Origin of the sequence: Mucilaginibacter angelicae, assembly GCF_042434235.1 — a bacterium.
Taxonomy (GTDB): Bacteria; Bacteroidota; Bacteroidia; order Sphingobacteriales; family Sphingobacteriaceae; genus Mucilaginibacter; species Mucilaginibacter angelicae.
The window spans coordinates 189,416-205,119 of sequence record NZ_JBHLTS010000078.1; the positions used below are offsets into that span (position 1 = coordinate 189,416).

The window sequence follows — 15,704 nt, forward strand, 5'->3', positions numbered from 1 at the left end:
TTATTGCCTGGTAGATTTTTGCCACAATTATAGTTGTATAAACCTGAACTGGCTTAATATTTTTATATTTAATAATGCAATTTGTGCTAAAACGAGCAAAAAGTTATTTAAAAAAGCCAAAAGTAATAATATCACTTTTCTTTTTGTTTGTTTTAACCCTCATATTCTGGTTTTGTTTGCCTAAACCCTTATTTAATAGTCCAACATCTTACGTAATTGATGACGACCAGGGCCAGCTTCTCGGCGCATCCATAGCAAACGACGGGCAATGGCGCTTTCCTTATAATGCCGATGTGCCCGAAAAATTTAAACAATGTATCATCACCTTTGAGGATAAACGCTTTGAGCATCACCCTGGCTTTGACATTGTTGCCTTTGGCCGTGCTATCAAACAAAATCTGGGCTCAAAAAAAGTAAGCAGCGGCGGCAGTACCATCACCATGCAGGTGATCCGGCTGGCTACTAAACACAAGCGCAACATCTGGAATAAACTGAAAGAGATCTTCATGGCCATGCGCCTTGAAGTAACTTACAGCAAAAGTGAGATCTTAGCTTTATATGCCAGTAATGCACCCTTCGGTACCAATGTTATTGGGTTGGATGCGGCTTCCTGGCGATATTTTGGCCGCAGTCCGGATAAGCTTTCCTGGGGCGAAATGGCGGCTATGGCTGTTTTACCCAATTCTCCCTCACTGGTACATCCAGGAAGGAACAGGGCTATCCTGCTTCGCAAACGCAATTCACTATTGGATAAACTGCATAAAGCCGGGATTATCGACAGCACAACATCTGCCCTTGCCCGGCTCGAACCTGTGCCCGACAGACCTATGCCCCTCCCGCAGCTTGCCCCACACCTGTTACAGCGGTTTAAAGCCGATCACCAGGCAAATCCTGATGGGGATACCCGCATCACGAGCAGCATTAAATCATCGCTTCAGCAGCAGGTAAATGATATTTTGGAGCAGCATCACAGTTTATTAAAGGCAAATGATATTAACAACATAGCTGCCATTGTACTCGATGTTGAAACTGGTGCTACCCTTGCCTACGCCGGTAACATATCCCACCGCGAAGACCCGCAAATGGAAAGCGATGTTGATGTGGTTGATGCCCCGCGAAGCCCCGGAAGTACCCTGAAACCACTGCTTTATGCAGCGATACTGCACGATGGCCTGATATTGCCCAACAGCTTGATGCCTGATGTGCCTACCATGATAGCGGGTTATCATCCCGAAAACTTTGATCTGGGCTATGACGGGGCAGTACCGGCATCGCGGGCCTTATCCCGTTCGCTGAATGTGCCTGCAGTTAAAATGCTTCAACAGTATAAATATGAGCGCTTTTATGATTTCTTACATAAAACAGGTATTACAACATTAACCAAACCTGCTGATCATTATGGGTTATCGCTCATTTTAGGCGGAGGCGAAAATACGCTATGGGAATTAAGCGGCGCTTATGCCGATATGGCGCGTGTACTTAATCATTACAATAAAAATAACGGTAAATATGCCCCGGCGGATTTTCATAACCCTGTTTACGAAAAGAAGCCGATTGCCAAGCCTGAACTTGAAAAATCGGGATTGCTGGATGCGGCTTCTATTTATTACACCTTCCAGGCTATGGAGGAGGTAATGCGACCGGGCGAAGAAATGCTGTGGCAGCAATTTAGCTCAAGCCAGCGCGTAGCCTGGAAAACAGGCACAAGCTTTGGCTTCCGCGATGGCTGGGCTATTGGCGTTACGCCCAAATATGTAGTTGGTGTTTGGGTTGGCAATACCGATGGCGAGGGTCGGCCGGGATTAACTGGGATCAATACAGCCGCCCCTGCCCTGTTTGAGATCTTCAGATTGCTGCCCGTATCGCACGATTGGTTTGAGATGCCCATGGGAGAAATGGTAAAAGTAAATGTGTGTAAACAAAGCGGCTACCGTGCCGGGCAATACTGCGAGGACGTTGACGAGCAATACGTACCTAAAAGTGGCTTGAAAGCACCCGTTTGTCCATATCATCAATTGGTTCATTTATCGGCCGATGCCAAGTGGCAGGTAAACGGCAATTGCGAGCCGCCGGATAATATCCTTAATAAAAGCTGGTTTGTACTGCCCCCTTCGATGGAATATTATTATAAGGCAAGGAACTATCAATACCATGTACTCCCTCCCTTCCGCTCTGATTGTGCCCAGACTGAAAATGGGAATGCGATGGAAGTGATCTACCCCAAAAACGGCGCTAAAATATATGTGCCTCTTGAAGCGGACGGTACCCGCGGCCGGATGATCTGCAACGCTGCCCATCGCCAGCCCGGCATGAAGATCTTTTGGCATTTGGATGACCAGTACGTTGGCGAAACCAAAGATTTTCACCAGATGGCCTTAAATCCACCTCCAGGCAAACATATCCTTAATTTGGTTGATGGCAACGGCAATACCATCAGTATAGGATTTGAGGTATTGAAAAAATAATTAATAAAAATGTTGCCCCTACCCAACGTTTACCCTGATTGATGCGATGATGTAATAAAATCATAAATCAATCAAAATGAAAAAACTAACCTATTCCATTGTAACCTTCTTACTGGCTTTTTTTATCGTTACCGGATGTACTAAAAAAAATGACGCCATCAGCGACACGAAAATCGCGGCCAGCAAAAACCCTTTAAAAGCATCCGGCGATACTGTTATACAAACGCCTCCAGATACGGCACAACTTGTTGCCTTAACAGGTGATAAGATCACATTATCTCCCGGGTACTATGCAGCAGGCGATAGTGTGGGCATTTCGTTCAATGCTGTTACAACTAACCGGTACTGTTCAAACGGGTTGCTGAAATTCCATAACACCCTGGATGCAAACAACAACTTCTTTATTGATTTCCTTAATGTGCAGGAGCCTTTGGTTTGCCACGGAACCGGCGATATCCCAATGGCGGCAGCGGTACGCTTTCAAAGAAGTTATCTTACAAATGGCAGTCACCCTTTAACAGTAACGCTTAACGGCACAACCTACACCGGTAATATTGTTATATCGGCAAGCACCATCACCTTCGACTGGAATTATTCGTCGGGCATCGTAATTTCACCTAAAACCTTATCACGTTAACAACAATTTAAAACCAATCCAATCAGCTTGTTGCAGAAAGTTGATCGGGTTGGTTTTTCCTCATTATTAAATCCGAAAACAATTTGAAAAAAAATCTACATTGTACCCAACGTTTAATGGATTGTATCCGAAGATGTAATTACAATCATTTAAACGTGATTTTTTTGAATGAACCTAAGCAAGAAGCAAACAGAGAGGCTGGTAAAAGGGTGTATCAATAACGACCGGACGGCGCAGGAAACCTTGTACAAATTATTTTATGCCGAAATGCTTCGTGTATGCTATAGTTATGTACCTGATAAAGAACTGGCTAAGGAGGCTTTCAACAGCGGGTTCCTGAAGGTTTTCCAATCCATAAACAATTTCGATATTGAAAAAGGCGAATTAGGCGGATGGATCCGGAAAATCATGATCTATACTTCAATAGACCTGTGCAGGAAGGAATTAAAGTTCAATACAGTAAGTTTTGATCTCAAAGAGCATGACGATTACTTTATCTCACCCTCGGCCCTGGAAAAAATCTATTTTGAGGAGATCCTGCAAAGCATCCGCACCCTGCCCCTTGCTACCCAAACCGTTTTCAACCTGTCGGTACTTGACGGGTTTACACACAAAGAAATAGGCGAACAATTAAACATAAGCGAAGGCACATCCCGCTGGCACCTGGCCGAAGCAAAAAGAAAATTAAGGGAGCTGCTTGAACCTGGCAACATTGAGGCGAAAGAAAGGAGTGAAATAAAACGATGAAAGATTTATTTAAAGACCCCGATCTTTGGCGGCAAAAACGTGCTGAACTACCGGTTGATTCCGAACCGCAAAGCGGATGGCAGGAAATGCAATCTATCCTTGATAAACATTTGCCTGTTTTACCGGTAACAGCTGCCCCTCATGTTTCAAAACTGGCAAAAATTGTAAAAGCTGTTAAAGCGATGAAAGCCACATCGATATTAATAGCCTCTTTAACTGTGGCTACTGTTACAGGTACTGCGATCTATTTAATTAAGAACGAACAGCATAAAAACACATCACATCATCAGCCTAAAAAACATAATCGGATTATTGGAAAAGACAGTTTAAACACCACTGCAACATCATCCGACTCGTTAATAAATCTCAACACGGGTGCTGATGATAGCTTACAGGCTTTAAAAGTAATAGGAACAGAATTGGCACCATCCGCAAATAAAACGGATAGCGTTAATAACACAGCGAACATAAATCCTTCAGGTAGCAGCAATATTAAAACAGGTGCCTCTGCTTCAAAAAATGGTCTGCCAGTTATCAATCAGCAAACGGGCAGCGGTAGCAATACGCCGAATCATATAGTACAATCAAACCACAATAATGGCAGTTATATAATTCCGGGAAAGCATCACGGTGGCAATCAGTCGGCATACATGGGTAGCCAAAGCACGCAAAATGGTTTAATTGCCGGTACTAATACCATGAATAGTTCTCCCAATAGTAATTTTACACAAAATGGCAATTCTATAAATGGCGCGTTTGTCCTTTCGGCTAATACAACCCGTATTGGTCAATCATCCGGCTTGAACAACAATACATTCATGCAACCTCAGATATTTGCTAATCAGCCTTTGTCAAAATTTGTAATAGATAATCCTTATTACAACAAGCAGGGTAATAACGCTCAAAGCAAAAATTCAAAGAGTAAAAACAGTGCATCTAAAAACAAGTTGACAATCAACCGTAAAACAAAGAGTGCGAAAATTTCATCGGGCAGGTCATTATCTACCGTTTTAGCTAATGTGGACTGGGGCGTTTTACTTGGAGCAAATTCATCCGGAAGTTTTACACAAAGTGCTCAAAACAGCAATTTTTATGGCAGTTTCCCTGTTGATATTTACGCCGGCCTATTCGGCACTTATCATTTAAATAACAGATGGGCTATAAACGCCCAGGTAAGGCTTTTAACGCCGCTTAACTTCAGTGGCTCCTATACCAACGAAAACAGCGGGGTTGATTCTGCAAAACTTGTTAAGGTGACAGATTCGCGGAAAGCCTATTTTGTAAGTATTCCGGTACATGCGGTATATAAGATTACCAACAACATCAGCGTAAAAGGAGGCCCGGTTATTAATATTCCCGTTAAGCAAATCAATGGCATAACTAATGTGCGGCGATTGACCGACAATATAGATACCATTTTTTTAGCCAATACGGTTAATCAATTGAAAACAACCCGATATGATCAAAAGATAAACCTTGGTTTATCGGGCGGTATCAGCTTTCAATTTAACCGGCTAAGCCTTGAGGCCTTGTATCAAAAAAGCCTTGGCGGTTATAATATAACCTCGGGCTTTGGGAACTATAAAAACAGCCCTGGAACAGTTCAAATCAGCGTTGGCTTTAAATTGAATAGCTCAAAACATCATTAAAATACCATATTTAAAAATTAGCATACCACACAAAGCCGCATACATACTTAAAATAAAAACTATCATTATCTTGCTTCCATAATTTTTAACTGGATGCTTGAACAGTACGACCTGCATAATTTACTGGTAATTGATATTGAAACCGTACCCCAATACAGCAGTCACGAACAACTGCCCGAAAACCTGCAGGCTTTATGGGAGATCAAAACCCAGTACCAACGCAAGGACGAAACCGCCGAAGCGTATTACGAACGTGCAGGCATCTGGGCCGAGTTTGGTAAAATAGTTTGCATTTCGGCTGGGATCTTTACCGCCGGGAAAAATATCGGGTTGCGCGTAAAATCCTTTGCGTCGCATGATGAAAAGGAGTTGCTTACCAAATTCTCCAACCTGTTGTTTAGTCAACCGGCCAACCTTGTTTTATGCGCCCATAATGGTAAGGAATTTGACTTTCCTTATATCTGTCGGCGGTTGTTGGTAAATGGCATGCCTTTTCCGCCGCAGTTGCAAATAGCAGGTAAAAAGCCATGGGAGGTTATTCATTTAGATACCATGGAGTTATGGAAATTTGGCGATCACAAACACTATACTTCTTTAAGCCTACTCACCGCTATTTTTAATATCCCAACTCCAAAAGATGATATCGACGGCAGCGACGTCGGTCGAGTTTACTGGCAGGAAAACCAATTGGAGCGGATTTGCGCTTACTGCCAAAAAGATGTGGTAGCCACAGCGCAATTATTAAGGCGTTACCGCGGCGAAGAACTGATACCTGACGAATTTATAACCTTAGTAGGCCAATAATGCTTAAAGTAAACGATCTGTCGGTTAGTTTTAAGAATGGCAAAGACCAGGTTACCGCCGTAAAGGGAATTTCATTTACACTTGCTAAAGGCGAAACCATTGGTATTGTTGGCGAATCGGGTTCAGGGAAATCAGTAACCTCGCTTGCGCTGATGCGTTTACTGAATGAAGATCAGGCTGTAATACAAGGCTCGGTGCTTTTAAACGGGGTATGCCTGTGCAAGTTATCCGAAGATGAAATGCGGCATGTGCGCGGCAATCAGGTAGCCATGATCTTCCAGGAACCCATGACCTCGCTTAATCCTGTGCTTACCTGCGGCTTTCAGCTTACCGAGGCCATCAGGCTGCATTTGGGATTAAATAATGCCGAAGCCAAAAAGAAAACCATTGATTTGTTCAAAGAGGTGCAGTTACCCCGGCCTGAAGCGATATTTGACAGCTATCCGCACCAAATTTCGGGAGGGCAAAAACAAAGGGTTATGATTGCCATGGCCTTATCCTGTAACCCGGAGATCCTGATTGCTGATGAGCCAACCACCGCGCTTGACGTTACGGTACAAAAAACTATTATTGAACTATTGCACAAGCTTAAGGCCGAAAGGCACATGAGCCTGATCTTTATCTCTCACGATTTGGGAGTGATCAAAGAAATTGCCGACCGGGTTTTGGTAATGTATAAAGGCGAAATTGTGGAAGAAGCTACAGTAAAAGATCTATTTGCAAATCCCCAACATCCCTATACTAAAGGGTTACTGGCCTGCCGCCCATCTCCGCAACAGCATTTGAAAAAACTACCTGTTGTAGCCGATTTCCTGAATGAAAGTAAGCCTCCTGTAACTATTGAAAGTATCAGGGAATTATACCATTACCCCGATGATGAAATAGCTGAGAGAAAACTTAGGCTATACCAGCAACAGCCGTTATTGAAAGCAGAAAAGCTGAACACCTGGTTCCCTACGGGTACGGGTCTTTTTAAACGAAAAGACCATGTTGTAAAAGCAGTAAACAATGTAAGCTTTGAAGTATACCCCGGCGAAACCCTGGGCCTTGTAGGTGAATCGGGATGTGGCAAAACTACTTTGGGACGAAGCATTTTAAGATTGATAGAACCAACATCGGGCAGGGTCACTTTCGATGGTACCGATCTCCGGGGGCTTAAGAAAGATGAATTAAGGCAGATCAGGAAAGATATCCAGATCATTTTTCAGGATCCTTATTCGTCATTAAACCCTAAGCTTACTGTTGGGCAATCACTAATGGAGCCTTTGCAAGTGCATCAGTTTTACAATAACGATGCTACCCGCAAACGTAAAGTACTTGAACTGCTGGAAAGAGTTAACCTGCAGCCTGCGCACTTTAACCGCTATCCCCATGAATTTTCGGGCGGGCAGCGGCAGCGGATAGTGATAGCGAGGGCTTTAGCACTTCAGCCTAAATTTATTATTTGCGATGAATCTGTTTCGGCGCTTGATGTATCGGTACAGGCCCAGGTATTGAACCTGATCCGCGAGCTGCAGGACGAGCTTAAGCTTACCTACATTTTTATTTCGCATGACCTGGCTGTGATCAAGCACATCTCCGATAGGATGATGGTGATGAACAAAGGAGAAATAGTGGAAACAGGCTATCCTGATGATATTTACTACCGGCCAAAAGAGGAATATACTAAAAGGTTGATAGCTTCGATACCGGGTTGATTAAGCTGGAAAAACGTTTAAATTTGATAATATTACCTATTTCATATAAAAATCATTGCCGTTGACTTTAGTCAACGGAATAATAGTTGAAAACGAGTGGCTTTAGCCAAAATCCCGCTTGAATAATTGGGCTGAAGCCCGCAATGCTATTTTCTTTTACCGTTGACTAAAGTCAACGGCAATGACTTAATCCGCTTTAAACAACTTCTTAGAAACTCAATTTTTTATTTAGTAAAAATGACACGCATGAAACTAATACCGAAACATCAGGATATTTCTATTCGTATTCCTCAGAACTATATAGGGAAGCCGATAGAAGTGCTTTTATATGTCGGAGATGAGTTACAGGAAGAAAAAAGGATAGAAAGTAAGAAGCCATCTGATTTTAGAGGTAAGCTAAAATTAGCTGATGAGCAATATATAGATTTCCAAAACCATGTAAAAAACATTAGGAACGAGTGATGAAAAAAGCCTTGAGTCTCATCGTTCATGGATATTTTAAATATCTAAACAAAAGATTTTTCGTTCTTCTTCGACTTTACTACATATACCTATTTGTGCCGTTGAACATCCTCATTCCCACACCCCAAAATTCAGTATCTTTGATGCAAATACTATTCTATGTCTAAACACAAGAAAAACAACTCTTCTATACACCAGGTACTTACCCAAATGGTACTTGATATATTTGAACAAAACGGCAATACGCCACTCAATTATAAACAGGTTTCTGCTAAACTAAACGTACGCGACCCTGAATCGCGCGAGATCATACACGAAATACTACAGGAAGAAGTTAAGAAATCAGTTCTTAAAGAAATCACTCACGGTAAATACCAACTTCTTGAATTAAAAACTTTTATTGAAGGTGTAGTTGATCTTACCAATGATGGCTCTGCCTTTATTGTTACCGACGATGAAGCTGAAAGTGATATCTTCATCGCTCCCCGTAAGCTTCGCACAGCGCTGAACGGCGACCGCGTTAAAGTTTACGTATACGCCAAAAGTAAAGGCAAGCACAAAGAAGGTGAAGTTATCGAGATCATTCACCGTGCTAAAATGGAATTTACGGGTATCGTTAAGCTCTCTGAACGCTACGCCTTTTTTGTTCCTGACGACCGCAAGATGATGCACGATATTTTTATCCCCATTACCGAGCTTAACGGGGCTAAAAACGGCATTAAAGCCATAGCCGAAATTATCGACTGGCCAACCGAGGCTAAAAACCCTATCGGCCGCATCAAGCATATCTTAGGTACCCAGGGCGAGAACGATACGGAAATGAACGCCATCCTGGCCGAATATGGTTTTCCGTTATCATTCCCAGCCGAAGTTGAGCATGATGCCGAGGAAATTCCGGACGTGATAACGCCCGAAGAAATTGCCAAACGCCGTGATTTCCGTAAAATCACCACTTTTACTATCGATCCGTTTGATGCTAAGGACTTTGACGATGCCTTATCATACCAGGTGCTGGAAAACGGCAACTATGAAGTAGGCGTTCACATTGCCGACGTATCGCACTATATCATCCCCGATTCGGCTTTGGATAAAGAAGCTTTGGACAGGGCAACCTCGGTTTACCTTGTTGACAGGGTAATACCGATGCTTCCTGAAAGGTTATCAAATGGCCTTTGCTCCCTTCGTCCTAAAGAAGAAAAACTCTGCTTTTCGGCAGTATTTGAAATGGATGAGAACGCCAATATCATTACCGAATGGTATGGTAAAACCATCATTTACTCCGACAGGCGCTTCACTTACGAGGAAGTGCAGGAAGTTATAGAAACAGGTGAAGGTGATTTTAAGGAAGAGATATTTAAACTAAACGCACTCGCTTATAAACTTCGCGACCGTAAATTTAAAAACGGTGCCATCAGCTTTGAAACCACCGAGGTTAAGTTCAAGCTTGATGAAACCGGCAAACCAACAGGCGTTTATGTGAAAGAGCGTAAGGATGCCCACAAACTGATTGAGGACTTCATGTTGCTGGCTAACCGTAAGGTAGCCGAGCGTGTAAGTAAAATGGGCAAGGGCAAACACAAATATACGTTTGTTTACCGTGTACATGATTCGCCTAAGCCCGATGCACTGGCCAATTTTGCCCAGTTTGCAGCAAGGTTTGGATATAAGATCAACACCAAATCTGATAAGGAAACAGCCAAATCCCTTAATTACCTCATGGAGGATGTTGAAGGCAAAAAGGAACAAAACGTGTTAACCCACCTGGCTATCCGCTCCATGGCTAAAGCAATTTATACAACCAAAAGCAGCAGTCATTACGGTTTGGCTTTTGATCATTATACGCATTTCACCTCACCAATTCGCCGCTATCCGGATGTAATGGTACACAGGCTATTGTTCCATTATTTAAACGGCGGTCAATCGGCCAATGCCGAGTTTTATGAAAAGCTATGTTCGCACAGCTCTTTAATGGAGAAAAAAGCGGCCGATGCAGAACGTTCTTCAGTAAAATATAAACAGGCTGAGTATCTTCGCGACCAGGTTGGTAATACCTTTATGGGCATCATTTCGGGTGTTACCGAATGGGGCATGTACGTGGAAATCATCGAAAACAAATGCGAAGGCATGATCCGCCTGCGCGATATATCTGACGATTTTTATACTTTGGACGAAAAAAACTATGCCATCATAGGCCAGCGTAAAAAGAAGATCTACCAACTGGGCGATGAAGTAAAGATCAAAGTAAAACACGTTGACCTAACCAAAAAGCAGATAGATTTTTCACTGGTACAAGATTGATAATTGGTGAATGGTTGATTGGGTGAGTAGTTGATTGAGTTAAACGCTGAAACCACTCACTTAATCAACCTAATGAACCACTCACTAAATAAATGAAACAACTTACAGAGTTACAATTACTAATAAATGATGCAGTTGGTAAACTAAGCTACCCCGCTTACCCGGCCGATCTGTATGAACCGATAAGCTATATTTTATCTATTGGCGGCAAGCGTATGCGCCCTGCCCTGCTCCTCCTGGCCTGCGATCTTTTTGGCGGCGACGTTAATAAGGCTATTGAGCCTGCACTGGCTATAGAGGTATTCCATAATTTCACGCTGATGCATGATGATATCATGGATAAAGCACCCCTTCGCCGTGGTAAAGCAACTGTGCATGAAAAGTGGAACGCCAATGTCGCCATTCTTTCAGGCGATGCCATGATGGTAGAGGCCAACCGAATGATGATGATGGTTGACGACAGCATTTTACGCAAGGTACTTGATGTGTTCAATGATACGGCTACTGGCGTATGCGAAGGCCAGCAGATTGATATGAGCTTTGAACAACGTAACGATGTAAGTATTGAGGAATACATCAACATGATCCGCCTTAAAACGGCGGTATTGCTGGGCGGTACATTGAAAATTGGTTCTATCATAGGCGGCGCTGCGTTAGCTGATGCTGATCTGATCGACGCTTTCGGGGTAAACCTTGGTATTGCGTTTCAGCTTCAGGATGATATCCTGGATGTTTATGGCGATCCCGAAAAATTTGGCAAACAAGTTGGCGGAGATATCATCTCCAATAAAAAAACCTTTTTACTTATCCGCGCCCTTGAACTGGCTAAAGATAGCCAGGCAAAGACTTTAAATCACTGGCTAAACGCAACCGACTTTGACAGTGTAGAAAAGGTTAAAGTTATCACTGATATATACAACGGGCTTGATATCAGACAACATGCCGAAGAAGCGATGCAAACCTATGCCGATAAAGCATTTGCAGCCCTCGATGCCATTAATTTGCCAGAAGACCATAAACAATATCTTCGCGATTTTGCCGACGGTTTGCTGGTGAGGGAGAATTGATTTATATTTAAGGATGAAGAAACTTTTACCCATCCTTATCATCCTGGTTTGTTCAATAAGCGCAAAAGCCCAAAAACTCGTACCACCTCATTTTCGTGGCGGCGATAAGGCTTTTCATGATTTTTTAGATCAAAACTTAAAATGGCCGAAAGATTCGCTTATTAAGCGAGGCATTATCAAAATAAGTTTTTATGTAGAAAATAATGGTGTGCTGTCGGATATTAAACTTATGCAGGGCTTTGCTCCCGAATTTGATAAGGAAGCTTTAAGGGTTATTAACCTTTCCCCCAAATGGGTTCCGGCTACGCGCGATGGCAAATCTATCAAATCAAAATATTCGGTACCTATTCTATATGAATTAACGGAATTGTAATGATCAAAGCAGTTTTGCTGATATTTTCAGGATGCATACTTGCGAATACCTGCATTGCACAGGCACAAAAAGGCGCAATAAACCCTGACACATTGGGAGTTATAGTATGTGTTTTTACGACAGACCCTGAATTTCCTGGTGGCATTGATGGTCTACGTTCATTTATCAAAAAAAAACTAAGGTGGCCTGGCAAAGGATATGATGATATTGAAGGCCGGGTGATAGTTACATTTACAGTTGAAACAAGCGGAGAATTAACCAATATAAAGGTTGTAAGGGGCTTATCATCCGAAATAGATAAAGAAGCGATACGCCTGATGCGGAAAAGCCCAAAGTGGAAACCGGCTTTTCAAAACGGGAAACCGAAACGGGTTCAGTACAGCATGCCGATTAGTTTTATTAGAGATTACGATTAAGCAGGATAACGGATAGTTTTGCTTAACTTATACCTACTATGGAAGAACAAAAAATAAAAATAACCGAAGTAGCGCTAACGGTGCATTTCGACTTTGACTAAATGAAAAAGTTTACCGATTATATAACCAACAACTTGAACTACCCCGAAGGCGAAACCATTGAGGGGGAAGTATTAGTTGAATATACAACTGATGAACAAGGCAAACTGATTGAAGCTCATATTAAACAAAGCTTGTCTGAAGCGACAGACGCCGAAGCTTTAAGAGTGATCTGCTCCTATCCTGACTGGAAACCACGAATTATACATAAGGAGCCTAAACCAGGTAAACACACAGTACCTTTACGTTTTAAACGCAATTAATTAGATGAAAAACTTTTTAGCAGTCGTGTTATCTTACATTATTTCTACCTGCCTGCTACAGGCCCAAACTCTAACCTCCGGCGGCAAACTAAAACCCGAGCAGGCCATAATGGATGTGCGCCATTATACCATTTCGCTTGCTGTTGATCCCGTGCAGAAAACCATCGACGGTTTTACCACCATTGATGTGATCATGGCGCAGCCAACCAAAGTTTTACTTTTTGATCTGTTAGATTCATTAAGTATCAGTAAGGTTTTAGTGAATGGCAAACCGGAACCATTTGACTATAAAAACAACCTTATTACCATTAATACCGCAAAAGAACTGCCTGCAGGCAAAGCAAGCGTAAAAGTGATTTACGGCGGTAAACCACACGTTGCCCGCAGACCGCCATGGGATGACGGCTTTATCTGGACCCGTGATTCAACCGGGCACCAATGGATGGCTATTACAGCCGAAGGTACAGGCGGCAAATTGTATTTCCCTTGTAAAGATCACCCTTCCGACGAACCGAACGAAGGCGTGGATATGTTCATTACCGTTCCTAAAGATTTGGTTGTTGCCGGGCCGGGGTTATTAAAAGGTGTAACCAAACAAAAGGAAACAGCTACATTCCATTGGCAAACCAAGTACACCATTAACAATTACAGCATATTATTTAATGCCGGTGATTATACTGTAGTAACCCGTCCGTATACTACTGTCGATGGGCACCAGGTACCCATCCAGTTTTATGTATTAAAAGAACATGCAGCCAAAGCCGAACATCACCTGGATATTTTTGTAAAAACAATTAAGGAACAGGAAAAATATTTTGGCGAATACCCCTGGGTAAAGGAAAAAATCGGAATTGTTGAAACCCCTCACCTGGGCATGGAACATCAAACCATGAACGCCTACGGAGCCAAATTCAAGTACACCAAAGTTGGCGGCGAAGATTATGATGGCCTCATGCACCACGAGTTTGGGCACGAATGGTGGGGAAACAAAGTAACCGCCAAAGACTGGGCTGATTACTGGATCCATGAGGGGATCTGCACCTACGGTGATGCACTTTATGTAAGGGAATTTGAGGGCGAAAAAGCTTATATCAAATTCTTCCAAAATTCGGCATTGTCATTCGGCAATAAGGTTCCTATTGTTATGGGAAAAGATATCGATGAAGAATCCGCTTATAACGGTGATATTTATGGCAAGGGCGCATTCTTTATGCATACACTCAGGTATATTATGGGCGATAGCACCTTCTTCCCTACCCTTAAAGGCTTTGTTACAGATCCGCGTTATACCTACAGCAATTTAGCAAGTACAGATGATGTGATCCAGTATTTCAGCAAGGCTGCTGGCAAGGATCTTAAACCGCTGTTTGATCTGTATATCTATTCGATCAATAAACTCGAAGTACACGTAAAAGCCCAGCGCGGAGATAAATACCAGGTTCAATTGTTAAATATAGATATGCCATTACCTGTTGATATCATTGCTGATGGCACTACACAGCGTTATACACTTGATAAAAAGGGAATAACAATAACCAGCAAAACTATGCCGGTTATTGACCCGGATACCTATTATTTGAAGAAGCTGATCATTGAATAAGGACAAGCAGATTTCGTAGGTGCTCTATTTTCAAAGATATCATAACATAAAAAAAGCGTCATTGCGAGGCACGAAGCAATCCCCGATTAGCAGAGCCGCTCTCTGTATAGTTTGGGATTGCTTCGTGCCTCGCAATGACGCTCTTGTATCTCCTTCAGGCCAGATACTGCATATGCAATGACTTTACACCTCATCCGACTAAAAATATTATACAAAACAAAAAAATCCCGATCAAAACTGACCGGGATTTTTTATATCCTGATATTTGTTAACTGATTACTCAGCTACAGTTTCTTCAGCAGCATCAGCAGCTTCTTCTTTTTTAGCTTTTGGTGCAGCAGCTTTCTTTGCTTTTGGAGCTTCTTCAGCAGCAGGAGCTTCAACAGCTACAGCTTCTTTTTTAGCTTTTGGTGCAGGTGCAGCTACTTCTTCAACTTCAGCCTCAAACGGAACAACCGATACATATGAACGGTTATCAGCTTTCTTTTTGAAAACTACGATACCTTCAGCCAGTGCAAATAAAGTATGATCTTTACCAAGACCAACGTTTAAGCCTGGGTTGTGTTTAGTACCACGCTGACGTACGATGATGTTACCTGCAATTGCTGGCTGACCACCGAAAATCTTGATACCTAAACGCTTGCTATGTGACTCACGACCGTTTCTGGAACTACCGGCCCCTTTTTTATGTGCCATTTCTTATATTTTTATGGAATTGCAGAACAACTCCGGTTTAACCTTTAATTATAATGTAATACCGGTGATCTCGATCTTGGTAAATTGCTGACGGTGACCGTTTTTCTTTTTGTAACCTTTTCTTCTTTTCTTTTTGAAGATAATTACTTTATCACCTTTTAAATGTGACACGATCTTAGCCGATACTTTAGCGCCTTTCAAATCAGAACCTAATTTGAATTTACCTTCGTTTTCTGCTAACAATACACTGTCAAATTCAATATTAGCGCCTTCATCGCCTTGTAGCCTGTGTACAAAGATCTGCTGGTCTTTAGCAACTTTAAATTGCTGTCCTGCTATACTTACTATTGCGTACATGTTTGTTAAATATTGTTTTAAATTTCGAGGTGCAAATATAGGGATTGATTATTTAATAAACAATATCCCTGTAT

Annotated in this window: 15 protein-coding genes; 13 read left to right on the forward strand and 2 right to left on the reverse strand. The window is 42.3% G+C overall.

Annotated elements, in window-relative coordinates:
- Positions 1-176: 176 nt before the first annotated feature.
- The 13 genes from pbpC (at position 177) to ACFFGT_RS29100 (ending at position 14,577) form a co-directional block, all read left to right on the forward strand.
- Entirely contained in the window at positions 177-2,465 is a 2,289-nt protein-coding gene (gene pbpC / locus ACFFGT_RS29040; protein WP_377026022.1) for a penicillin-binding protein 1C, read from the forward strand.
- Positions 2,466-2,541: 76 nt separating this feature from the next.
- Entirely contained in the window at positions 2,542-3,102 is a 561-nt protein-coding gene (locus ACFFGT_RS29045) for a hypothetical protein (RefSeq protein WP_377026023.1), read from the forward strand.
- Between the two features lie 168 nt (positions 3,103-3,270).
- A complete protein-coding gene (locus ACFFGT_RS29050; protein ID WP_377026024.1) occupies positions 3,271-3,849 on the forward strand; it encodes an RNA polymerase sigma factor in 579 nt (192 codons plus the stop codon).
- Positions 3,846-5,498, forward strand: a complete 1,653-nt coding sequence (locus ACFFGT_RS29055; RefSeq protein WP_377026025.1) for an outer membrane beta-barrel protein — start codon at positions 3,846-3,848, stop codon at positions 5,496-5,498. Before ACFFGT_RS29050 ends, ACFFGT_RS29055 begins: the two co-directional genes overlap by 4 nt.
- 93 nt (positions 5,499-5,591) lie before the next feature.
- A complete protein-coding gene (locus tag ACFFGT_RS29060; RefSeq protein WP_377026026.1) occupies positions 5,592-6,302 on the forward strand; it encodes a 3'-5' exonuclease in 711 nt (236 codons plus the stop codon).
- On the forward strand, positions 6,302-7,999 hold the full coding sequence (locus ACFFGT_RS29065) for an ABC transporter ATP-binding protein (RefSeq protein WP_377026027.1): 1,698 nt from the start codon (positions 6,302-6,304) through the stop codon (positions 7,997-7,999). The genes ACFFGT_RS29060 and ACFFGT_RS29065 overlap by 1 nt, the downstream gene beginning before the upstream one ends.
- Positions 8,000-8,245: 246 nt before the next feature.
- Positions 8,246-8,461 (forward strand): hypothetical protein, encoded by a 216-nt coding sequence (locus ACFFGT_RS29070; protein WP_377026028.1) that lies wholly within the window; start codon positions 8,246-8,248, stop codon positions 8,459-8,461.
- A gap of 159 nt (positions 8,462-8,620) precedes the next feature.
- Positions 8,621-10,759, forward strand: a complete 2,139-nt coding sequence (rnr, locus tag ACFFGT_RS29075; RefSeq protein ID WP_377026029.1) for a ribonuclease R — start codon at positions 8,621-8,623, stop codon at positions 10,757-10,759.
- Positions 10,760-10,851: 92 nt separating this feature from the next.
- Positions 10,852-11,826: a polyprenyl synthetase family protein gene (locus ACFFGT_RS29080; RefSeq protein WP_377026030.1), complete on the forward strand. Its 975-nt coding sequence runs from the start codon at positions 10,852-10,854 to the stop codon at positions 11,824-11,826.
- A gap of 13 nt (positions 11,827-11,839) precedes the next feature.
- Positions 11,840-12,199: an energy transducer TonB gene (locus ACFFGT_RS29085; RefSeq protein WP_377026031.1), complete on the forward strand. Its 360-nt coding sequence runs from the start codon at positions 11,840-11,842 to the stop codon at positions 12,197-12,199.
- Positions 12,199-12,615: an energy transducer TonB gene (locus ACFFGT_RS29090; protein ID WP_377026032.1), complete on the forward strand. Its 417-nt coding sequence runs from the start codon at positions 12,199-12,201 to the stop codon at positions 12,613-12,615. Before ACFFGT_RS29085 ends, ACFFGT_RS29090 begins: the two co-directional genes overlap by 1 nt.
- 101 nt (positions 12,616-12,716) lie before the next feature.
- Positions 12,717-12,977, forward strand: coding sequence for a TonB family protein (locus ACFFGT_RS29095; RefSeq protein WP_377026033.1), 261 nt, complete (start codon positions 12,717-12,719; stop codon positions 12,975-12,977).
- A gap of 4 nt (positions 12,978-12,981) precedes the next feature.
- A complete protein-coding gene (locus tag ACFFGT_RS29100; protein ID WP_377026034.1) occupies positions 12,982-14,577 on the forward strand; it encodes a M1 family metallopeptidase in 1,596 nt (531 codons plus the stop codon).
- A gap of 276 nt (positions 14,578-14,853) precedes the next feature.
- Here the strand turns inward: ACFFGT_RS29100 and rpmA are convergent, their stop codons facing one another.
- Together rpmA and rplU are read right to left on the reverse strand one after the other, a co-directional pair.
- Entirely contained in the window at positions 14,854-15,273 is a 420-nt protein-coding gene (rpmA, locus tag ACFFGT_RS29105; protein ID WP_377026035.1) for a 50S ribosomal protein L27, read from the reverse strand.
- 48 nt (positions 15,274-15,321) lie between these two features.
- Positions 15,322-15,630 (reverse strand): 50S ribosomal protein L21, encoded by a 309-nt coding sequence (rplU, locus tag ACFFGT_RS29110; protein ID WP_091211724.1) that lies wholly within the window; start codon positions 15,628-15,630, stop codon positions 15,322-15,324.
- Positions 15,631-15,704: the final 74 nt, after the last annotated feature.